This is a genomic window from Nocardia sp. NPDC051900 (assembly GCF_044452545.1).
Classification (GTDB): Bacteria; Actinomycetota; Actinomycetes; order Mycobacteriales; family Mycobacteriaceae; genus Nocardia; species Nocardia sichangensis.
This window is the reverse complement of sequence record NZ_JBITBU010000001.1, coordinates 443,345-465,052: the sequence shown is the minus strand read 5'-3', so window position 1 is coordinate 465,052 and position 21,708 is coordinate 443,345. Positions and strand designations below refer to the sequence as shown.

The following is a 21,708-nucleotide window of genomic DNA, read 5'->3' as shown; positions in this document are numbered from 1 at the left end:
GCCATCAACGGTAGGTACCGAGGACACCCGGCGCACTCGAATATTCGACCGCCCGGAATGGTGGCGGTCAGCCGGCCGCTTGCTCGAACCGTGCGCGATAGACGCGCTCGGCGTTCCCGTGGGCGATGGCGCTGACCAGGGCTTCGGCGTCGGCGGTGGTGATCGCGTCGTCGGCGAGCCACTCGTCGACGAGCTTGCCGAGACCGCGCCGCCAGAGCAGGGCGCCCAGGTAGTGCAGCTCTGGGAGCCCGTAGCCGTCGGAGGAGTAACACAGCGCCCGGAACGGAGCCAGCTCCAGCGTCTCGGCCAGCACGGCCCCGGCCCGCTGTCCCACATAAGGGATGGTCAGGCCCAGATCCAGATGGACGTGCTCGAAGACGTGCGCGAGGTAGGCGGCATGGCGGTGGAAGGGCCAGCAGTGCAGCAGCATCACCGACAGCCCGGTGCCCGCGGTCCGGCGCAGGAAGTCGGTGAGCAGCAGCGGGTCGCCGTGCCGCAGGCGCAGGTCCGGGTCACCGAATCCGGTGTGGAATTGCAGCGGAAGACCGAGTTCGGCGCCGATGCGCGCGCCGAGGCCGACCAGCCAGCCGAGGACGTCCGGATCGGTGAGCCGGTGCTCGGGCGCGAAACTGGTCGGCGGGTGATCCCGCGGCGGGAAGTCCAGACCGCACCGGTACGCCACGATCGTCTTCAACCCGACGGCGCCGACCGCCCGAGCGCGCAGCTCCTCCTCGATCCGCTCGTACACCCCGGACACCGCGCCGACCTGCGCGACGACTTGCTCGGCCACTTGCTCCAGCCGCACCACCTCACGCACCTCCCCGCCGGCCAGCTCGATGAAATCCGCTGTTCCACCACCGATTCCGGTGTCCAGAAACCATCGGGTCACCCCGGTGGCGCGCAGCAGCCGGGCGGACACCTCGCGCGCGCCGAGCCGGGCGCGATGACGCAGGTAGACGTCCGGGCCGACGTGGGCGGGCAGATCGAGCGCGGGGGCACACCAGCGGCGCACGGCGAGCCCGATCGCGGAATCGAAACTGCAGTGCGCGCCTTCCCCGAGCAAGCGCTCGAAACCGGGCCGATCCAGGTTCTCGGTGTACACCCCGTGGCAGTGGTGGTCGGTGAGCCGGACACCGTCGGTGAGCATGTCAGAACCGCCAGCGGGTCAGGGCGACCAGCTCTTCGGCGCTCGCGGCGGCGTACCGCTCGGCCTCCGCGCGGCGCACGGTGAGCAGCGCGTCGTGTAATTCGACGCCCATGGCGTCGGCGAGCACCGTGGACGCGGCGAGGTGATCGGCGGCTTCGGACGGGGTGGTCGGCAGGCGGCGCACATTCGATACCATGCGTGCCTCGGCGTCGAAAGTCGCTGGATCACCGGTGATTTCGACCGGAAGGCGCAACTGTTCGGCGACACCGGCGAGCCCGGCGGCGATCACCGACCCGACGATCAGGTACGGATTGCCGGTCGCGTCGAAACATTTGATCTCGGCGTTGGCCGCCCACGCCTCGGTGCCGCGCACCCCGGTGACGAACCGCAGCGCGGCCTCTCTCGTCTCGTGGCCCCAGCACTGCCAGACTCCCGCCCAGCGCGACGGCTCCGACCGCAGGAAGCTCGCCGGATTGCCCGCGCCGACCGCGACCAGCGCGGGCAGTTCGCGCAGCACTCCCGCCAGGAACGCCTCGCCGGTCCGCCGCATGCCGTGCGGGCCGTCGCCGCCCGCGAACAGCGGTCCGTCCTCGTCGGTCACCGACAGGTGCAGGTGCGCTCCGGAACCGGCGCCGCCCGGTTCGATGCACGGGGCGAGCAGCGCGCGACGGCCGTGCCGCGCGCTCACCTGCCGGATCGTGTGCCGGACCAGCACGGCCTCGTCGGCGGCGGTGACCGGCTCGGACGGTTCGACCGACAACTCCAGTTGCGCGAGCGCGTATTCGGGATGGAACTGGGCGACGGTGACGCCTTGGCGCTCGAGCGCGGCGACCAGGTCGGCGGCGTAGTCGGCCACCTGCCCGAGCCGCACCAGTCCGTAGGCGGGGCCGTGGATCGCGGGTGTGAAGTCGTCGGTGTCGTCGGCGCGGCCCACCGCCCATTCGGTCTCGAACGCCATGGACAACCGCAGTCCGGCGGCCTGCGCCGCAGCCGTCTGGCGTGCCGCGAAGTGGCGCTGGCAAGCGGCGAAGCGGGTGCCGTCCTGGGTGTATTTGTCCGTGGGCGCCCACGCCCAGCCGGGCTGGCAGGCCAGTTCGGTGAGCATGCTCAGATCGGGGACGAGTCGCAGATCGCCGTCGGGCCCGCCGAGATAGCGCCCGATCGCCATCAGGTCGTCGAAGGCGAAGGTCTCGAAGCACGGCGATACTCCGACGCCGTACCGGGACGCTCGGTCCAGCCGCTGGCTGGGGACGGTTTTCACGCGCGTGATGCCCGCGTTGTCCACGAAGCTCAGCGCGACCATGGCCGCGTCCAGCCGCTCGATCGGCGCGGTGTCGCCCTCGGCGGGGATGCGATCCGGCGTGGTGGCCATGCCCATCACGATATCGGCTCGGGCGCAGCGGGAGCCGCCGCGGCGCGAGTCGTCACTCCGCGGCGAGGGCTGCGGTGATCTCCTCGCGGGCCGGGATCGAACTGCTCGCGCCCAACCGGGTCGTCGCCAGCGCCCCGGCCGCGCAAGCCCAGGTCAGCGCCCATTCCGGCCCCCGATGCCAGGCTGCGGCCAGCGCACCGGTGAAGGCGTCGCCCGCGCCGGTGGTGTCGACGACTTCGACCCGCGGGCTGGGCCGGGACAGGCGGGCGCCGTCCGGTCCGCGATAGTCCGCGCCCGCCGCCCCGCGGGTGACGACCACGTGCGCGACGGTGTCCAGGTCCGCGCCCAGTTGCTCGGCCTCGCCGGAATTCACCACGGCGACATCGATATTCGTCCAGAGATCGGTCGGCAGCGGACGGGCGGGCGAGGGGTTCACCAGCACGGTGGTGTCGTGCGCGCGGGCGTGGCGGGCCGCGGCGGCGATCGTTTCGACCGGAATCTCCAGCTGGCACAACAAGATATCGGCGGCCGCGATCGCCGCCAGGTCGTCCTCGGTCAGCTCGGTCATCCGCGTGTTGGCGCCTCCGACGACGATGATGCTGTTCTCGCCGTCGTCGTCCACCACGATCGTGGCGATGCCGCTCGGCCCGGCGACCGTGCGCAGCCGGTCGGTGAACACCGCGGCGTTCGTGAGCGCCGCGCGCAGTTCACCGGCGAAGACGTCGTCGCCGACCGCCCCGAGGAAGCGGACCTCGCCGCCCGCCCGCCGCGCAGCGATCGCCTGATTCGCGCCTTTCCCGCCGGGCACCATGGCGAAGCCGTTGCCGAGGACCGTCTCACCGGGGACCGGCCTGCGTGCGGTCGTAGTGATCAGGTCCATGTTGACGCTGCCGAGCACCACGATCGCGGGAGCGTCCGATTCGACCGTCATATCGCCGGACGGTAGTCGCCCGGCCCGGGTCGCGCACGTGACCGCGCCCGCGTCGCGGCGGGTGGGATCGGCGGTGTAACCGGTGCGTAGGCTGTACCCATGACGGTAGGAACGACCACCCAGCCTGATGTTCGCGAGGTGGTACACGAGGCCGCGCGCAAGGCCAGGGTCGCGTCGCGAGCCCTCGCCCAGTTGACGACGGCGCGGAAGAACGACGCCCTGCACGCCGCCGCCGACGCGCTGCTGGCCGCCGCCGATCGGGTGCTGGCCGCCAATGCCGAGGACATCGCCGCGGCGCGGGCCGCGGGCACCGAGGAGTCACTGCTGGACCGGCTGCGGCTGACCAAGCCCCGCATCGACGGCATCGCCTCCGGGTTGCGTCAGGTGGCGGGACTGCCCGATCCGGTGGGTGTGGTGGTGCGCGGCTCGACGCTGCCGAACGGCTTGGAGATCCGGCAGGTGCGAGTGCCGCTCGGCGTGGTCGGCATGGTGTACGAGGCCAGGCCGAACGTCACCGTCGACGCGTTCGGGCTCGCGCTCAAGTCCGGTAACGCCGCCCTGCTGCGCGGCTCGTCCTCGGCGGCCCGCTCCAATGCCGCGCTCGTCGCGGTGCTGCGCGAATCGCTTGCCGCGCAAGACATCCCGGCCGACGCCGTGCAGTTGCTGCCGAGCGAGGACCGTTCCAGCGTCACGCATCTGATCCAGGCCCGCGGCCTGGTCGACGTGGTCATTCCGCGCGGCGGCGCCGGGTTGATCAACGCCGTCGTGCGTGACGCGCAGGTGCCGACCATCGAGACCGGTACCGGCAACTGCCACGTCTACGTGCACGCCGCCGCCGACCTGGACATGGCCGAGCGGATCCTGATCAACGCCAAGACCCGCCGTCCCAGCGTGTGCAACGCCGCCGAGACCGTGCTGATCGACGCCGGGATCGCGGACACGGCGCTGCCCCGGCTCACCGAAGCGCTGGAGCGTTCCGGCGTCACCATCCACGGCGACCTGCCCGGCCAGGTTCCGGCCACCGAGGCCGACTGGGGCGAGGAATACCTCACCCTGGACATCGCGCTCAAAGTGGTCGACGGCCTGGACGCGGCGGTGGAGCACATCAACACCTGGGGCACCGGCCACACCGAGGCCATCGTCACCGGCGACCTCGCCGCGGCCCGCGAGTTCACCAGCCGGGTCGACGCCGCCGCCGTGATGGTGAACGCCTCCACCGCGTTCACCGACGGCGAGCAGTTCGGCTTCGGCGCCGAGATCGGCATCTCCACCCAGAAGTTGCACGCTCGCGGCCCGATGGCGCTGCCGGAGCTGACCTCCACGAAGTGGATCGTCTGGGGCGAAGGACAGATCCGGCCCGTCTGACCCGCGTGCGCGGCGGCCACGGCCGATGCCGAGTCGGCATCGGCGACGCGCTGCCGTAGCGTGGGGGACGGTTCGGAAGGAAGGTGCCGGGTGGTGTCGCAGAGCGCAGTACAGGAGCCGATCTTCACGTCGGTGGACGACGTGATCGAACGGTTGGCCAGCACGGGCTACCTGGCGGACAAGGCCACCGCCACCTCGGTGTTTCTCGCCGATCGGTTGGGCAAGCCGTTGCTGATCGAAGGACCGGCGGGTGTCGGCAAGACCGAGCTGGCGCGCGCGGTCGCGCAGACCTCGGGCGCCGAGCTGGTGCGATTGCAGTGCTACGAGGGCGTCGACGAGGCCCGCGCGCTGTACGAGTGGAACCACGCCAAGCAGATCCTGCGTATCCAGGCCTCCAGCGAGAACGACTGGGAAGAGACGAAGGCCGACGTCTTCACCGAGGAGTTCCTGCTCTCGCGCCCGCTGCTGACCGCGATCCGGCGCACCGATCCCACGGTGCTGCTGATCGACGAGACCGACAAGGCCGACGTCGAGATCGAGGGCCTGCTGCTCGAGGTGCTCAGCGACTTCGCGGTGACGGTACCGGAACTGGGCACGATCACCGCCAGCCGCAAACCGTTCGTGGTGCTCACCTCGAACGCCACCCGCGAGCTGTCCGAGGCGCTCAAGCGTCGCTGCCTGTACCTGCATCTGGATTTCCCGGACGAGGAGCTGGAGCGGCGCATCCTGGCCAGCCGGGTGCCCGAACTGTCGGCGGCCGTCGCCGCGCAGCTGGTGCGGATCGTGCACGTGCTGCGCGGCATGCAGTTGAAGAAGCTGCCCTCGGTCGCGGAATCGATCGACTGGGGTCGCACGCTGCTGGCGCTCGGCCTGCGTGATCTGGACGACACCACCGTCCGAGCGACGCTCGGTGTGGTCCTCAAACACCAGAGCGACCACCAGCGCGCGCTGGCCGAACTGAAGCTGGCCTGAGCCATGGCGACCGGTCCGGTCCCCGCCGATGTCGCGGCACTGAGCGCGCCACACGGTATCCCGGGACATCTGGTCGGCTTCGTGGAGGCGCTACGGGCGCGCGGGATACCGGTCGGACCGTCGGAGACGGTGGACGCGGGCCGCGTGGTGACCGTGCTCGACCTGATGGACCGTGAGGTCCTGCGGGAGGGGCTGGCGTGCGCGTTGTTGCGGCGCACCACCCACCGCGCGACCTTCGACGGGCTGTTCGACCTGTGGTTCCCCGTCGCCGTCGGGCAGCGCGCCGCGAGCCAGGACGAGCTGGAGATCCCGCACACGCCCTCGGGAGACGTGGACATCCCGGCGCTGCGCGAACTGCTCGCGGAGTTGCTGGCGCAGGAGTCGGCGACCCCGCAACTGGAGGCGCTGGCCGCGCAGTTGGTCGAGCAACTCGGCCAGTACCAGTCCGCCCGCGGTCCGTCTTTCTCGTCGTACCAGGCGCTGAAAGAGGTGCAGCCGCAGACGTTGCTGGCGAAGATCCTCGCGGGCATGGCCCTCGGGCCGGACACGAGCGAGTTCGACTCCGAGATCGCCCGTCGCGCCGCCCGGCAGCGCATCGCGGGCTTCCGCGCGACGGTCGAGGCCGAGACCAGGCGGCGGGTCGCCGAACGGATCGGCCGCGAACGCGTGGCGAGCTACGGCGTCGCCCGGCAAGCCGAGGAGGTCGACTTCCTGCGCGCCTCCGAGGCCGAACTCTCCGAACTCAAGCGCAGTACCCAGCGGTTGGCCCGCATCCTGGCTTCGCGTCTGGCCGCGCGTCGCAGGCACGCCCACCGCGGAGCCATCGACCTTCGCCGCACTCTGCGCGCGTCCATGTCCACGGGCGGCGTGCCCATCGACCTGGTGAACCGCAAGCCGCGACCGGGCCGCCCCGAACTGGTTCTGCTGTGCGATGTCTCGGGCTCGGTGGCCGGCTTCAGCAACTTCACGCTGCTGCTGGTGAGCGCGCTGCGCGAACAGTTCTCCCGGGTGCGCATCTTCGCGTTCGTCGACCAGATCGACGAGGTGACCCGGTTCTTCGATCCGCACACCCAGCTGGACCGGTCGATGACCCGGATCTTCGGTGAGGCGAACGTCGTCGGCCTGGACGGGCACTCCGACTACGGCAACGCGCTGGCCGGGTTCGCCAGGGACTTCCCGGACGCCGTCACCAGCCGCAGCTCGCTGCTGATCCTCGGCGACGCCCGCACGAACTACCGTGACCCGGAGCTGAACACCCTGCGGTCGCTGGTCGAGGTGGCCAAGCACGCGCACTGGCTCAATCCCGAACCGCGCAACCAATGGGGTTCCGGCGATTCCGCGGCGGACAAGTACCGCGACGTGATCGAGATGCACGAATGTCGTTCGGCCAAACAGCTCACCGCGGTGGTTTCGCGGCTGCTACCGGTGTAGGAGACGGCATGGACGACGCCGCGCTGCTGAGCTATTGCCTGGCCAAGCCCGGCGCCTGGCAGGACGAACCGTGGGAGGGCGACGTCGTCGCCAAGGTCGGCGACAAGATCTTCGCCTTCCTCGGCGCGACATCGGTCGGCCTCAAATGCGGGCGGACCCGCGAGGAGGCCGACGAACTGGTCCGGGTGTACCCGGGGGACGTGGCGTCGTCGGCCTATATCGGGCGGTACGGCTGGAACGTCATCCAGTTCGGCGGCGCGGTCTCGGATAACGAACTCTACGAGCTGGTCGATCTCTCCTACGAGGCCGTCGTGCGCAAGCTGCCGAAGAGTAAGCGCCCGACCGCCTGAAAGGGTTCGTTAAGGGGATCTTTGGCTTGCGCCGACAAGATCGGCGGCCATGGGGAACAGAACGCCGGACGATCCGGCGGCGGTGCACAACAACTATTCGTTTCAGGTCGATTTGCGCGGGATAGTCGATCTGCTCTCTCATCACCTCTATTCGAGTCCGCGGGTCTATCTGCGCGAGCTGTTGCAGAACGCCGTCGACGCGGTCACCGCACGTGTTCGGCTCGATCCGCTGGCTCCCACCGGAATTCGGCTCTCCGTGGACGAGTCCGGGCTGCGGATCAGCGATCCCGGTGTCGGCCTGACCGAGGCCGAGGTGCACCGGTTCCTCGCCACCATCGGCCGCTCGTCCAAGCGCGACGACATCGAAGGCGCACGACGGGAGTTCCTCGGACAGTTCGGGATCGGGCTGCTGGCCTGTTTCACGGTCGCGGAGACCATCCGGGTCGTCACCCGATCGGCCGCCGACCCGACCGCCTCGCCGGTCGAGTGGCTGGCCCGCGCCGACGGCACCTACTCGGTGCGCTCACTCGATCGAGGCGAGTACGCGGAACCGGGCACGACGGTGTGGCTCACCCCGCGCGGCGGAGCCGGGGAGTGGTTCCGGCCGCAGCGGGTGACCGACCTGGCACGCGAATTCGGGTCGCTGCTGCCCTACGAGGTGACGGTGGAGTCGGACGGTGCTGTGACGACGGTCACCGAAGGCGTTCCGGTCTGGCGCCGCGCGTATCCGTCGGCGGAGCGGCGCAGGGCCGCCCTGCTCGACTACGGTCACCGGACGCTGGGCTTCGCCCCGCTCGACGCCATCGAGCTCGATGCCGGTGCGGCAGGCGTCAGCGGTGTGGCCTATGTCCTGTCCCAGCCGGGCAACCCGTCCGACAGCAGTGCGCATCGGGTGTACCTGAAGGGCATGCTCCTGGGCGACGGTGTGCGCGGCGTGCTGCCGGATTGGGCGTTCTTCGTGCGCTGCGTGCTCGACACCGACACGCTGCGCCCCACCGCGTCGCGGGAGGGCCTCTACGAGGACGAGCGGCTCGCCGTCGTGCGCGAGGTGCTCGGAGACCGGATCCGGGACTGGCTCACCGAGATCGCCGCCGAACAGCCGCAGCGGTTGGCCGCGTTCCTGTCCGTGCACGCACTCGGCGTGAAGGCGATGGCGAGCCATTCCGTCGAACTACTGCGAATCATGCTGCCCCATCTGCACTTCGAGACCACCGACGGGCGCGTGCCGCTCACCGAGTTCGCCCGCGACCACCGCACCGTCCGGGTGACGGCGACGGTCGAGGAGTTCCGTCAGGTGGCGGCCACGGCCGCCGCGCAGGGCATCGGCGTCGTCAACGGCGGCTACGCCTACGACCGGGAGTTGATCGCGCGGTTGCCGCGGCTGCTGCCCGGCGTCGAAGTGGTCGACCTGGACGTAGACGCGATCGCCGCGGCGCTCGACCCGGTCGACCCAGGCGACGAACTGGCGCTGGCCCCGGTGCTCGAACTGGCGCGATCCGTGCTCGACCCGCTGTCGTGCGACGTCATCGTGCGCGCCTTCCATCCGGTCACGGTGCCCGCGCTCTATCTCGACGGCCGCGCCGCACGCAACGAACGCGCCAGAGCGCAGACGGCCGGGGACGCCGACGACCTGTGGACCGAGATCCTCGGCGCCCTGGCAGTCGCGACACCGCGCGCCCGGCTCGTGCTCAACCACCACAGCCCGATCGTGCGCAGGCTGTCGCGCATCGACGATCCCGGCTTCCGGAAGACGGCGGTGGAATCGCTCTACGGGCAGGCCCTGTTGATGACCCACCGTCCGCTGAGCGCGGCCGACACGGCGCTGCTCAATCGCGCCTTCGGCGAATTCCTCGGCTGGGCCACCCAACGTGCCGCCGACCGCGGTGAAGAGACGGAGTGAGCATGGACGCCGCCGAGATCGGCGCGGCGCTGGCGCAGGTCTACGCGCTACCGCACGGCCGGACGCGCACCGAGCGACTGGAGACCCTGGCCGCGGCCGCGCGAACCGGATCGGATCGCGCGCTGGAAGGCAGGGTGCTGCTGGAGCTCGCGCAGTCGTACACCTACGCGGGCGAACGCGATCTGGTGCCCGTCGCCTACGGCAGGTTGCTGCGGATCTACGACGACCACCCCGCCGAGCTGGGCTCGATGACGCACTCGGTGCACTGGTATCTGAAATGGGTGACCTGGGGCATGGTCGGCAACCCCGCGCTGCCGCTGTCCACGATCGATCGCTGGTTCGACGAACTGGACAGCCGCTACCGGCAGCGCGGCTACAGTCCGCGCCCGGTGCTGGCCCTGCGCTCCGAACTCGCTCGCGAGACCGGTGACACCGCGGCCGCCGCCGCGTGGCTGGAACAGGCGATGGCCGCCCCGCGCGACAGCATGTCCGACTGCGATGCCTGCGAGCGCGGCGAATGGGGCGTGACGAGCGTGTCTCTGGGTGACGACGAGGGCGCACTCGCGCACTGGAAGCCCGTGCTGGACGGCGAACTGACCTGCGCCGAGGAGCCGCACCGCGTTCTGGCGCAGGCACTGCTCCCGCTGGTGCGCACCGGCCGCGTCGCGGCGGCACGTGGCGCGCACCTGACCGGGTATCCGCTGGTCCGGCACACCGAGGACCTGCGTCCGTCGGTGGCCTCGCACATAGAATTCTGCGCGCTGACCGGCAACGAGGCACGCGGGCTGGAAATTCTCACCGAGCACGCGAACTGGCTGGCCGATTCCGGAGCCGACGCGGGCGCGCGCCTGGCCTTCGCCACCGGCGTGTGCGTGCTGCTGCGCAGGCTGGTGGCGCTGCGGCTGGGTGATCTTCCGCTGGCGGGGGGGACGGTGGAATCGGTGCGCGCCCGGTTGGAGGTCGAGATCGGCGCGTTGTGTGCCCGCTACGACGCCCGTAACGGCAACAGCTCGGTCAGCCTGCGCACCGCCGCCCGGCTCGCGGCCGAACCGCTACTGGACCGGTTGCCGCTCGGTTTGCGCAGCACACTGCCACGCGCCGCGAGCGCGCCGGACAGCGTCCGGGCGGCCGACGACTTCTGCGGCGACCGAGCGACGGAGGTCCGCAGGCTGGCCGAACTCGGTGCCGCCCGGCTCGCCGATACGCCCGAGGAGGCGGAAGCGCACCTGCGGGAAGCGCTGGCGCTCGGTACGCAGGTGCTGGCCGGGGAGGAGGCCGCCCGGCTGGGCGCGCAGCTGGTCATCGCCATCGCGAGCCAGCCGGACCGCGAACTCGATCTGGCCGATGCCGCGGTGCGCGCCGCGGCACGCTGGGAAGGGCTGTCCGAACCGGATGTACTGCATCACACCGTGGTCGCCGCACGCGCGTTCCATCGCGCGGAGCGCCACGGCGAGGCCGTCGCCCTGTTCGAACAGGCGCTGCTCAGCGGCGTGATTCCGTATCCGTCCGGCGAACTGGCGGTGGTGCGCGCGCAGTTCGGCCGATCGCTGAACGCACTGAACCGCCACCGCGAGGCCGCGCGGCAGTTCCTGGAGGCGGCACGACTCGTCGAACGCGACCCGGAGCGGACGAAGCTGCACGCCGAGCTGGCGTGGTCGGCCGCCACCGCGCTCGAGTACTGCGGGCAGGACGACGAGGCGGTGGCCGCCTACCAGCGCGCCGCGCGGCTGTGGGCGGGGCTGGGCGCGGTGGCGGAGCGGGCGCGTTGCCTGCGGGCGGCGGCCTGGCTGCGCGTGTGCGGCGAAGCCGATCCCGAATCCGGGCTCACCTCGATGCGGACGCTGATCGCCGAGCTGGCACCGCTGGCGGGCCGGTCGGCCGAGGCGGCGGATGAACTCGCGCGCACCCGCGAGCAGCTGGCCCGGATGCGCGAGATCGGCGACGCCACCGCCTGAAGCGCCGCCGGGCCCGTGTGACGGGGCATAGTGCGGGCGGGTGTCCCCAGTTCGCTGCCCGCCCCCGCTTACCGGCCCCGTGCGGGCCGCGAGCGACCCGTTAAGCTCGGCAGTCATGCACGAGACAGGTCGGCGCGGCCGCAAGCTCGGGGTGATGGGCGGCACGTTCGACCCCATCCACCACGGGCATCTGGTCGCCGCCAGCGAGGTCGCGCACCGGTTCGACCTGGACGAAGTGATCTTCGTCCCGACCGGGCAGCCCTGGCAGAAATCGCACAAGCAGGTCAGCCCGGCCGAGGATCGGTACCTGATGACCGTCATCGCGACCGCGTCCAACCCACGGTTCTCGGTGAGCCGTGCGGACATCGAGCGCGGCAAGGTCACCTATACCGTCGACACCCTGCGGGAGATGCGGTCGGCCCATCCCGGCGCCGAGCTGTACTTCATCACCGGTGCGGACGCGCTGGCCAGCATCCTCACATGGCAGGATTGGGCAGAACTGTTCGAACTGGCGAAGTTCGTCGGGGTGAGCCGTCCGGGGTACGAGCTGAACATCGATCATCTCGAGGAGCATCTGCGGGATCTCCCGCCGGATGCGGTGACCATGGTCGAGGTCCCCGCGCTGGCGATCTCGTCGAGCGAATGCCGTCGCCGCGCCGCCGAGAATCGGCCGGTGTGGTACCTCGTCCCCGACGGCGTGGTGCAGTACATATCGAAGCGGCACCTGTATGTGCCCGGAGCAGCGGAAGGTAGCTGAGCGTGAGCGAGCGCAGCGAAGGTGCGGGCATGAGCGAGCGAACGATCCCCACGGCCGCGAGTGCCGTCCCGCCGAGCGCCTGGGGGGTGCAGGCATGACCGCGTCGACCGAGTCGGTGGAGATCGCGCAGGTCGCCGCGCTGGCCGCCGACGAGAAGCTGGCGTCCGACGTGGTGGTGCTCGATGTGTCGGAGCAGCTGGTGATCACCGACTGCTTCGTGATCGCGTCCGCGCCCAACGAGCGTCAGGTCAACGCCATCGTCGACAACGTGGAGGAGAAGCTCCGCGCGGCCGGGCACAAGCCGGTCCGGCGCGAGGGCACCCGCGAAGGCCGCTGGGCGCTGCTGGACTACGTCGACGTCGTCGTGCACATCCAGCACAACGACGAGCGCAATTTCTATGCGCTGGAACGCCTGTGGAAGGACTGCCCCGTGGTGCCGGTCGCCGGTCTCACCGGGGCCGCGCCGAATTCGCGCGCCGCGGCGACGGAGGACGAGGCGCGATCGTGAGCAGACATGCCGGCGTGCGCACCCTCATCCTGTTGCGCCACGGGCAGACCGAATGGAACGCCACCGACCGCATGCAAGGCCAGATCGACACCGATCTCACCGAACTCGGTCGCAGACAGGCCAAAGAGGCGGCACGCGAACTGGTTTCGCGCAACGCCATCGCTATCCACGCTTCGGATCTGCGCCGTGCCTTCGACACCGCGACGGCTCTGGCCGAACACACCGGGCTCACCGTCGTGCCCGACGTCAGGTTGCGGGAGACCAATCTCGGCGACTGGGAGGGATTGACCCACCTGGAGGTCGACGCCGACTATCCGGGCGCGCGCATGGCGTGGCGGCTGGACGCGCGCTACACCCCGCCCAACGGCGAGAGCAAACTCGAGGTCGGGGCGCGGTCGCTGCCGGTGGTGCAGGAGTTGCTGGTCGAGCGGCAGGACTGGCCGGGCCGGACTATCATCCTGGTGGCGCACGGCGGGCTGATCGCCGCCCTCACGGCTGCGCTGCTCGACCTGCCGCCGCAGAACTGGCCGATCCTGGGAGGACTGGCCAATACCAGCTGGGTGCAGCTCAGCAGTCACGGCCCGAGCATCGAACAGCCCGGTTGGCGTCTGGATGTGTGGAACGCAGCGGCGAAGGTAGCACCGGATGTCCTCTGAAGAGCCGATCAGATCGGTCCCGGACGAACTGTTCCGTAAGGTCTCGGCGAAGGCCGAACGACAGTTGCCCGACGCTTTGTTCGGCGGTCCGCCACCGGCTTCCCGCGAATCCGCGGCTACATCCGACGAAGCTTCCGGCGCGGCAGGCGATTCCGGCGGCGGGTCCGAGTCCGGAGAGGAATCCGACTCGGAGGACGACGGATCCGGTGACATCGTCACCAGCGCCGAGCCGCGGGTGCACGTCGGCGGCGGCGATGCCTCGCCCGTCGGTGCCGCGGACGACGCTCCGGAACTGATTGCCGAGTCGGCGGAAACGCTCGGCGAATCGGTCTCCTCGACGGGGGACGGGTCCACTGCAACGTTCGGCGAACCGGTTGGCCCGGCGGCGGACGGTTCCGCGGCCTCTGCGATCGCGGAACCGGTTGGCACACGGGCGGATGGATTCGCCGGAGGACTCGGCAAATCGGTCGCGGTGACGGAAGGGGCCGCGGCCGACACAATCGCCGAATCGGATGCCACGGTGGCGGCTGGGTTCGCAGCGGTGCTCGACGAACCGGTTGTCTCGGCGGGTAATGGGTCCGCTGCGGCGCTCGGCGAACCTGTTGCTCCGGCAAGAGAGGGGTCCGCGGCCGACGCGATTTCCGCATCGCCCGCGCCGACAGACGCCGTGATCGAGTCCGCGACGCCCGGATCCGCTGTGCCAGGAGAACCTGAACTCGCTGCGCCCGAGTTCGCCGCTGTCGCTCCGGAATCCGCGGGCGCCGACGAACCCGCCGAAACGCGCGAAGCCGGGCGCCCGGTGCTGCTGGTGATCGCCGACTCCCTGTCCTACTTCGGGCCCAAGGGCGGACTGCCTGCCGACCATCCGCGTATCTGGCCGAACCTCGTTGCGGCCGAACTGGATTGGGACGTCGAATTGGTCGCCCGGATCGGCTGGACCTGCCGCGACGCCTATTGGGCCCTGATCGGCGATCCTCGGGTGTGGGCGGCGGTGCCGCGCGCCGGTGCGGTGGTCTTCGCCGTCGGCGGCATGGACACGCTGCCCTCGCCATTGCCCACCGCGCTGCGCGAACTGATCCGCTACGTGCGCCCGCCCGCGCTGCGCCGCGTCGTCCGCGCCACTTACAACTGGCTGCAGCCCAAGCTGTCAAAACTCGGCAGGCCCGTGGCGCTTCCGCCGAAGGTGAGTGTCGACTATCTGGAACAGGGCCGCACGGCGCTGGCGCAGTTGCGCCCTGACCTGCCGGTCGTCGCGGTGCTGCCCTCGGTGCACGACTGCGAGGCCTACGGCCGCGTGCACTCCGGGCGGCCACGGGCGGTGGAGGCGCTGCGCTCTTGGTCGAACCGGACTTCGGTGCCGCTGGTCGACCTGGGGGAAGCGGTGCGCGACAACATCTTCTCCGGCGAGGCGAATCCGGACGGCATCCACTGGGGCTGGGACGGTCACACGGCGGTGGCCAACGCGATGGTCAAGACCCTGCAGGAGGTTCGGTAGTCCGTGGCAGTCGTGGTCGTCACCGATTCGTCCGCCAGCCTCCCTGCCGAACATGTCGACGAGCTGGATATCGCCGTCGTCCCGCTGCACGTCCTGGTCGGTGACCGGGCGATGCGGGAAGGCGTCGACCCGGTCGAGATCGACTATGCCTCCGACACCGTGACCACTTCGGCCGCCTCGCCCGGCGAGCTGCGGGAGGTGTACGAGCGGGCCTTGGAGCGCAGCGGCGGTGACGGCGTCGTCGCGGTGCACCTTTCCCGGCGGCTGTCGGGCACATGGGAGGCCGGTCGGCAGGCCGTGCGCGACATGGACGCCGCCGACCGCGTCCGGCTGGTCGACTCGCTCGGAGCCGGGTTGGCCACCGGGCTGCCCGTGCTGGCCGCCGCCCGGCGTGCCGAGTCGGGAGCGCCGCTGGACGTGGTGTACGACGCGGCGGTGGCGGCCGCCGCGCGCGCCCGCACGTTCATCCTGGTCAATCGCACCGAGCAATTGCGGCGCGGCGGCAGGCTGTCGTCGGCGGCGACGTTCTTCGGCAGCGAGCTGGTCACCAAGCCGCTGCTGCAGATCGTCGAGGGACGGCTGGAGCTGCGGGAGAAGGTCAGGACGCGCTCCAAGGCGTACGCGAAACTCGTCGCCGCGGCAGTCGACGCGGCGGGCGAGGACGGCGCCGCGGTGGCCGTGCAGCATCTGGGCGCCGAGGACGCCGCCCAGACCATCGCGGGCCAGTTGCGGGAACTCGTTCCCGGCCTGGAAGAACTCATCGTCGCCGAGTTCGGGCCCGCGCTGGCGGTGCATCTCGGGTTGGGGGCGCTCGGCGTGCTCGTCGTCCCCGGCGGGTGTCGCTGAGCGTGTGCGGGTCTTCGGGCGGACAACGATCTCGGTGATCCGAATGCGAGCGCGTCGCCCGGCGTACGGCTAGCGTCGGAGCATGAGTTCCGCGAATCCGCCGGTCCGTCCTCCGCTCACCGTGGCCGCCGTGGACTGGGACCATCCGGACGCGGTGACGTTGCGCGCGGAGATGGCGGCCGAGGTCGGGCCGTGCTACGCGCATCTGGCCAGGCAACTGCCCACGAACCCGAACGCGGTGGATTCCGCCACTGTGCACAGCACTTTCGTGGCGTACTCCGATGGTCCGGTCGGTCACGCCGCGCTGCGGTGGAACGGGGAGGAACTCGAGGTCAAGCGGATGTTCGTCCGCCCCGCGCATCGCGGCTCGGGCGCGGCGGCGCTATTGCTCACCGCCGCCGAGGATGCCGCCCGCGCCGCTGGACGCCCCCGACTGATCCTGCAAACCGGTCACCTGCAACCGGAGGCCGTCCGCTTCTACGAACGCAGCGGTTACCACCGAGTTCCGATCTTCTCGCCGTACGAAGTGCTTCCCCTGTCGAACTGCTTCGCCAAGGATCTGGGCTGAGGGAGGCACAGAGCCACGGCGTGTCCCGGCATAGCCGCCACTGTTCCCCGGCGAGTTGTGCACAGGGCCGCGGTTGTCAACAGGTTCGTCGAATCCGCTGGTCGGACGGGTCTTTTCGGCGTCTGCCCGCACTACCGTCGCGGCCATGTCACGACAGGACGAACGCGAGCGGGTACGGCGGCGATTGGGTGAGCTGACCGCCCGGGTCGGCGCGAGCATGACGGCCGGTGTCGGCACCGGGAGGGCCGGGCCCGATGCGGAGCACGGACCGTCTGGATGGGAGACGGCGCGGTCTGCGCGTAGCGTGCCCGTGGGGGAAACGGGGCAGCCGGATCGTCCGAGCCGCACCGCCATGGCCGTCCCATACCGGGGTCGATCGAGCACGGTCGCACGCCCATCGACTGCGGACGAAAATGCCTCGCGTCCAGTGGGTCTCGGGTGGCAGACGGGCCGGACGCCGCCTGTCGTCCGCCCCGGTCCCACAGCTGGGGAGACGCGGCCCGCACCCGATGCCGAGAAGGTGGCGGATGCCCGCCCCGCCGAATCCGAGGATGACGAAGGCGACCGCCGGTCGGCACCCGTGAGAAACCACTCCGATAGTGCAGCGCAAACCGGTGAGGCCCGGCCCGCGAGCCGTCCTGCTGCCGCGGGGAAATGGGATCTCGTGCGGCTGCCCGGCCATCCCGCGCCCGACCGGGAGTCCGAAGACGATGTCGGCCGAGTTCGGTCGCCCGGCTGGCTGGAGGAGCCGGTGCCCGGCGCGAATCGGCTGCACCGCCTCGTGCCCGAACGGTTCCGGGGTCTGCGGCTCGATCCGGGGCGTTACGGGGTCCGTACGCTCGCGCTTGTCGGCCTTGCCGCGATGGTCGTCGCCGGGGTGGTCGTGTTCCGCGAACGCCCGATCGCTCACACGGTGCCGCCGTTGCCGATCGGACAGAGCGTCGCCTTGGCGACAACCAGTGCTGCCACCATGAGCGCGGGCGGAGCGCCACCGCGGGCAGTCGATCCCGGCCCGCCGACGACGGAATTGGTCGTCAGCGTGGTCGGCCTGGTCCACCGCAGCGGTTTGGTTCGTCTCCCCGACGGTTCGCGTGTCGCCGACGCGCTCGCCGCGGCGGGCGGCCCGAGTGAAGGCGCGGACACCACCGGCCTGAATCTGGCGCAGCGGCTGTCGGATGGCGATCAAGTGCAGGTCGGTCCGGCCGCGCCGAGTTCGGGCGCGTCGCAGCAGGGCAGCGGCACGATCGGCGCAGGCGGGCGCCCATCCACCGGGTCCGCCGCCGCGCCGAGCCGTCCGTCGAGCCCGGCGAGCCGGATCGACCTCAACACGGCCTCCGAAGCCGAACTCGATGCTCTCCCCGGTGTCGGGCCCGTCACCGCACGCGCGATCGTCAACTGGCGTACCACCAACGGTCGCTTCAGCACGATCGAGCAGCTCGGTGAAGTCGACGGCATCGGCCCCGCCCGCTTGGCGCGGCTGCGTGATCTGGTGCGGGTATGAACGCCGCCGGGTTGCTCGAACTGGTTCGCCGGAAGCTGGGTGCCGATACGGAATCGTCCATGGCCCGCCCGCGCGCCGGAGCCGTTCGAGGTTCGGGGGAGGGCGTCGCGTCGGAGGAGCCCGGCGTCGTTCAGGCACTCGACGCTCGCCTGCTGCCCGCCGCTTTGTGCTGCTGGGGTGCGACCATCGTGGCGGTGGCGGCGGGGTGGCGGGCCGGGATCGCGCTGGCGATCGCGTTGACGGTCTCGGCCATCGGGTTGTGGGTGTTGCTGTTGTGGGTGACCGCGCACCGCGGCGAACGCCGACGAGCGGTGGCGGTGGTTGCCCTCGCCGCCGTGGTGCTCGGCGCGGGGTTCGCGGCCGCGGCGGCATGGCGGGAACATCGCGTGGCGACCCATCCGCTGCGGGCTTCGGCCGGGCAGTCGGTGCGTGTGGTGGTCATTCCGACAGACGATCCGAAACCGCTGCGCGCCAAGGTCTCCGGCGCGGATCGTCAATGGGTGGTCCGGGCGGATCTGCGCGAGTACGGCCGCGGCGGGGTGACGGTACGTGCCGGTGGCGCGGTGGTCGTCCTGGCTTCCGGTCCGGAGTGGGGTGACTTGTCACCGGGCGGGCCGGTCGAGTTCCGCGCCAGGGTGGAGATGCCGCGCCGATCCGACCTCACCGTCGTCACGCTGCATGCGCAGGGCGCGCCCACTACCGCCGGACCGCTGCCGTGGTGGCAGCGCGCCGCCGATACGGTGCGCGCCGACTTCGCGGCGTCGGCGCCGCGAGCCCTGCCGGCCGACGCCGCAGGGCTGCTGCCGGCGCTGGTCGTCGGCGATACCTCGGCGTTGCCCGAACAGGTGCGCGAGGATTTCAAGATCGCTGGGCTGCAACACCTGACAGTGGTCAGCGGCGCGAATTTCACGATCTTGCTCTCGGTGGTGTTGCTCGTCGTACGCCTGCTGACGCTCGGACCGCGCGGTGCTACGGCCGTCGCCGCCGTGGCGCTGCTGATGTTCATCGTCGTCACTAGGCCGGACCCGAGTGTGCTGCGCGCCGGTGCGATGGGCGCGATCACCCTGCTCGCCGTGCTCACCGGCCGTCGTAAACAGGCGCTGCCCGCGTTGTGCGCCGCGATCATCGCGTTGCTAGCCCTTTGGCCGGGGCTCGCCGTCGACGCGGGGTTCGCGTTGTCGGTCGTCGCGACGGGTGGCCTGATCCTGTTGGCGCCGAGCTGGGCCGACTGGTTGCGCGCCAGGGGATGGTGGCGGGTGCCCGCCGAGACAGTGGCCGTGTCCGCCGGGGCGTTCGTGGTCACGACGCCGATCATGATCGCGCTCACCGGACAGCTCAGCCTGGTCGCCGTCCTCGCGAACGTGCTGGTCGCACCGGTCGTCGCGCCGATCACCGTCGCGGGGGCAACCGGTGCCGCGCTGTCGAGCCTGTGGTCGCCGCCGGCCGAGTTGGCGCTGCGCTGCGCGGCACCGCCGCTGTGGTGGCTGTTGTGGGTGGCCCGCCACGCGGCCGCGCTGCCCGGCGCGTCCGTCGCGGTCCCGGGTGGCCTGGCGGGAGGTCTGATCGCGAGTGCCGTCGTGGTGGGCGTGGTCGCGGCATTGCGCGCTCGCCCGGTGCGGCGGATCGCCGCCGCGGTCGTGGTCGGCGTCGCGGTGGTCCTGGTCCCGGTGCGGCTCTGGCACCCAGGTTGGCCGCCGACCGGCTGGGTCCTCGCGGCGTGCGACGTCGGCCAAGGTGATGGCCTCGCGCTGTCGGTCGGTCCCGGCGCCGCCGTGGTCATCGATGCCGGGCCGGATCCGCGTCCGATCCGGACCTGCCTGGATCGTTTGCGCGTCTCGCGCATCCCGCTGCTGATCCTCACCCATCCGCACGCGGATCACATCGACGGGCTCGCAGGCGCGCTGCACGGCCGCACGGTCGACGCGATCGCCGTCGGCGTCCACGAGCTCGACGTGCTCGCGCCACCCGCACACGATCGGTCGACGCCCGAAGCGGGGCTCGGGTGCGCTTCCGTGCCCGCCACCGCACCGGCCGCGGAGGTGCACCGGCTCAGCGGGTTCGCGAAAGGTCATGCCCGGGAAGACCGAATCGTTTCGTTCGGCCGAGGAGATGCGCGAAGCCGGTTGCCGGGCAGCCACGATCGCGCCGCTTCCGTGCTGGGACACGCGCAAATCGACTGTCGACCAGTCGGATACGGGGTGCGGAGCCAGGCGCGTCCATCGGGTGACGCGCATGCCGCTGCCTCCGGTCTCACCCAGGTCGCGGCCATCGCCAGGAGCGCGGGAGTGCCGCTGCTGGAATTGTCGGCCGGACATGTTCTGAGTTTCGGGTCGATCGAACTGGAGGTGCTAGCACCGGCAAGGAACGGTCCGCGACCGGTCCGGGGCGCGGAAACCGAGGGCGCCAACGACCGTTCGGTGGTCGTCACCGCTCGCACGCCCGCCGGCAGGATTCTGCTCACCGGGGACATCGAGGCCACCGCGCAGCGGGCTCTGATGCACGCCGGAATTCCCATCCAGGCGGAGATCCTCAAACTTCCGCACCACGGATCACGCACCACCACAAAGGAATTCCTCGACGCGGTGCGTCCGCGTCTGGTGCTGGTGAGCGTCGGCGCGGACAACGCCTTCGGGCATCCCGCCCCCACCGTCCTCGCGGACTTGTCGGCCCTCGGCGCGACGGTGGTACGCACGGACCTGGACGGCGACATCGTGGTCTCGGCCGGAGGCGGCCACTTGCGTATGACGAGTTCGCGATGACCGGCGGATCACGCGTGCCGCGACTGCCCCTGGCCGGGGTGGGGTGTCGGTCGTTGACCGTAGGATCGGGCTGTGGACGAGCGCGGCGAATGGAGCAAGGCGGCAGAGCCATCGAGCACGACGCCCTCCGGCGACGAGGAGGCGCCGTCGTGAGCGAGCGGCCTGCGCCCGTGCATCTGGTGCTCGGGGAAGAGGAACTGCTGATCGAGCGGGCGCTGGGCGCGCTCACCGCGCAGGTGAGGGCGTTGGCTCCGGACCCGGCCGCGGTGCCGGTCGATCGCCTGCGCGCGGGGGACGCGAGTACCGCCGAGCTGGCCGAACTGCTGAGCCCCTCGTTGTTCGCCGAGGACCGGGTGATCATCCTCGAGGCGGCGGCCGAGGCGGGTAAGGACGCGGTCGCGGTGATCACCGAGGCATCGCAGAGCCCGCCCGAGGGTGTGTTGCTGGTCGTTGTGCACTCCGGTGGCGGACGGGCCAAGGCGCTGGCCGCCGCGCTGCAGAAAGCCGGTGCCGTCACCCACGACTGTGCCAAATTGACCAAGGCCGCCGAGCGCGTCGAGTTCGTGCGCGGTGAGTTCCGCAACGCCGGAGTGCGGGTGTCGGGCGAGGTCGTCCAAGTGGTGCTGGAATCGGTGGGCTCGGACCTGCGTGAGCTGGCCGCGGCGTGCGGGCAGCTGGCCGCGGACACCGGAGGGAAGATCGATGTCGCGGCCGTGCGCCGCTACTACTCGGGCAAGGCCGAGGTCTCCGGGTTCGACGTGGCCGAGCTCGCGGTGGCCGGGGATCGCCCCGGTGCGATGGAGGCGCTGCGCTGGGCGAACGACCGCGGCGTTCCGCATGTCCTGCTCGCCGACGCGCTCGCCGACTCGGTGCACACCATCGCGCGCGTCGGTTCGGCCGGGCGCGGCGACCCGTTCAAGCTGGCCCAGCAGCTCGGCATGCCGCCGTGGAAGGTGAAGAAAGCGCAAGCCCAGGCCCGCAACTGGACCCCCGCGACCATCGGCTCCGCCCTCCAGGTGGTCGCGACCCTCAACGCCGACGTGAAAGGCGGCGCCGCCGACGCGGGCTACGCGCTGGAACACGCCCTCACCCGAATCCTCGATCTGCACGGCGCGAGCTGATCCGGGTCCGGTCGACCCGTTCCAACCCGTTCGCCGGAGCACACGCTTCAGAGGGTTCAGCCTCGGTCCTGGTT

18 protein-coding genes are annotated in these 21,708 nt (G+C 71.0%); 15 read left to right on the top strand and 3 right to left on the bottom strand.

All coding sequences use genetic code 11. The features are described 5' to 3' along the window. Positions 1 to 67: 67 nt before the first annotated feature. Genes ACIA5H_RS02165 through ACIA5H_RS02155 form a run of 3 tightly spaced genes read right to left on the bottom strand, consistent with a single transcriptional unit; the run spans position 68 to position 3,450 of the window. Positions 68 to 1,147, bottom strand: coding sequence for an amidohydrolase family protein (locus tag ACIA5H_RS02165; RefSeq protein WP_397073263.1), 1,080 nt, complete (start codon positions 1,145 to 1,147; stop codon positions 68 to 70). A 1-nt stretch (position 1,148) separates the two neighbouring features. Then, the gene (locus tag ACIA5H_RS02160) at positions 1,149 to 2,519 is read right to left on the bottom strand and encodes a glutamine synthetase (protein ID WP_397073261.1); all 1,371 of its coding nucleotides are present in this window, start codon (positions 2,517 to 2,519) and stop codon (positions 1,149 to 1,151) included. A gap of 52 nt (positions 2,520 to 2,571) precedes the next feature. Next, on the bottom strand, positions 2,572 to 3,450 hold the full coding sequence (locus ACIA5H_RS02155; RefSeq protein ID WP_379254660.1) for a ribokinase: 879 nt from the start codon (positions 3,448 to 3,450) through the stop codon (positions 2,572 to 2,574). Positions 3,451 to 3,549: 99 nt separating this feature from the next. Between ACIA5H_RS02155 and ACIA5H_RS02150 the strand changes: the two genes are divergently transcribed. The 15 genes from ACIA5H_RS02150 (at position 3,550) to holA (ending at position 21,634) form a co-directional block, all read left to right on the top strand. Continuing rightward, on the top strand, positions 3,550 to 4,815 hold the full coding sequence (locus ACIA5H_RS02150) for a glutamate-5-semialdehyde dehydrogenase (protein ID WP_379254662.1): 1,266 nt from the start codon (positions 3,550 to 3,552) through the stop codon (positions 4,813 to 4,815). A 90-nt stretch (positions 4,816 to 4,905) separates the two neighbouring features. Then, a complete protein-coding gene (locus tag ACIA5H_RS02145; RefSeq protein ID WP_379254664.1) occupies positions 4,906 to 5,787 on the top strand; it encodes an AAA family ATPase in 882 nt (293 codons plus the stop codon). A 3-nt stretch (positions 5,788 to 5,790) separates the two neighbouring features. Further along, a complete protein-coding gene (locus ACIA5H_RS02140; RefSeq protein WP_397073257.1) occupies positions 5,791 to 7,218 on the top strand; it encodes a VWA domain-containing protein in 1,428 nt (475 codons plus the stop codon). 8 nt (positions 7,219 to 7,226) lie between these two features. Continuing rightward, positions 7,227 to 7,568: an MmcQ/YjbR family DNA-binding protein gene (locus tag ACIA5H_RS02135; protein ID WP_397073255.1), complete on the top strand. Its 342-nt coding sequence runs from the start codon at positions 7,227 to 7,229 to the stop codon at positions 7,566 to 7,568. 49 nt (positions 7,569 to 7,617) lie between these two features. Continuing rightward, positions 7,618 to 9,468 carry an HSP90 family protein gene (locus tag ACIA5H_RS02130; RefSeq protein WP_397073253.1) on the top strand — a complete coding sequence of 617 codons (1,851 nt, stop codon included), beginning with the start codon at positions 7,618 to 7,620 and terminating at the stop codon, positions 9,466 to 9,468. A 2-nt stretch (positions 9,469 to 9,470) separates the two neighbouring features. After that, the gene (locus ACIA5H_RS02125; RefSeq protein ID WP_397073251.1) at positions 9,471 to 11,423 is read left to right on the top strand and encodes a hypothetical protein; all 1,953 of its coding nucleotides are present in this window, start codon (positions 9,471 to 9,473) and stop codon (positions 11,421 to 11,423) included. A 115-nt stretch (positions 11,424 to 11,538) separates the two neighbouring features. Beyond that, complete coding sequence (gene nadD, locus ACIA5H_RS02120; protein WP_355072347.1) at positions 11,539 to 12,180, top strand: nicotinate-nucleotide adenylyltransferase; 642 nt, start codon at positions 11,539 to 11,541, stop codon at positions 12,178 to 12,180. A gap of 94 nt (positions 12,181 to 12,274) precedes the next feature. Beyond that, on the top strand, positions 12,275 to 12,688 hold the full coding sequence (rsfS, locus tag ACIA5H_RS02115) for a ribosome silencing factor (protein ID WP_397073249.1): 414 nt from the start codon (positions 12,275 to 12,277) through the stop codon (positions 12,686 to 12,688). Beyond that, on the top strand, positions 12,685 to 13,344 hold the full coding sequence (locus ACIA5H_RS02110) for a histidine phosphatase family protein (protein WP_397073247.1): 660 nt from the start codon (positions 12,685 to 12,687) through the stop codon (positions 13,342 to 13,344). Before rsfS ends, ACIA5H_RS02110 begins: the two co-directional genes overlap by 4 nt. 799 nt (positions 13,345 to 14,143) lie before the next feature. Next, the gene (octT, locus tag ACIA5H_RS02105; RefSeq protein WP_397073424.1) at positions 14,144 to 14,839 is read left to right on the top strand and encodes a diglucosylglycerate octanoyltransferase; all 696 of its coding nucleotides are present in this window, start codon (positions 14,144 to 14,146) and stop codon (positions 14,837 to 14,839) included. A 3-nt stretch (positions 14,840 to 14,842) separates the two neighbouring features. Further along, positions 14,843 to 15,685 (top strand): DegV family protein, encoded by an 843-nt coding sequence (locus tag ACIA5H_RS02100; RefSeq protein ID WP_379254671.1) that lies wholly within the window; start codon positions 14,843 to 14,845, stop codon positions 15,683 to 15,685. Positions 15,686 to 15,767: 82 nt separating this feature from the next. After that, complete coding sequence (locus tag ACIA5H_RS02095; protein WP_397073244.1) at positions 15,768 to 16,253, top strand: GNAT family N-acetyltransferase; 486 nt, start codon at positions 15,768 to 15,770, stop codon at positions 16,251 to 16,253. A 664-nt stretch (positions 16,254 to 16,917) separates the two neighbouring features. Next, positions 16,918 to 17,754 (top strand): helix-hairpin-helix domain-containing protein, encoded by an 837-nt coding sequence (locus ACIA5H_RS02090; RefSeq protein ID WP_397073242.1) that lies wholly within the window; start codon positions 16,918 to 16,920, stop codon positions 17,752 to 17,754. Continuing rightward, positions 17,751 to 20,513 (top strand): ComEC/Rec2 family competence protein, encoded by a 2,763-nt coding sequence (locus ACIA5H_RS02085; RefSeq protein ID WP_397073240.1) that lies wholly within the window; start codon positions 17,751 to 17,753, stop codon positions 20,511 to 20,513. The genes ACIA5H_RS02090 and ACIA5H_RS02085 overlap by 4 nt, the downstream gene beginning before the upstream one ends. A gap of 149 nt (positions 20,514 to 20,662) precedes the next feature. Beyond that, positions 20,663 to 21,634, top strand: a complete 972-nt coding sequence (gene holA, locus ACIA5H_RS02080) for a DNA polymerase III subunit delta (RefSeq protein ID WP_379254678.1) — start codon at positions 20,663 to 20,665, stop codon at positions 21,632 to 21,634. Positions 21,635 to 21,708: the final 74 nt, after the last annotated feature.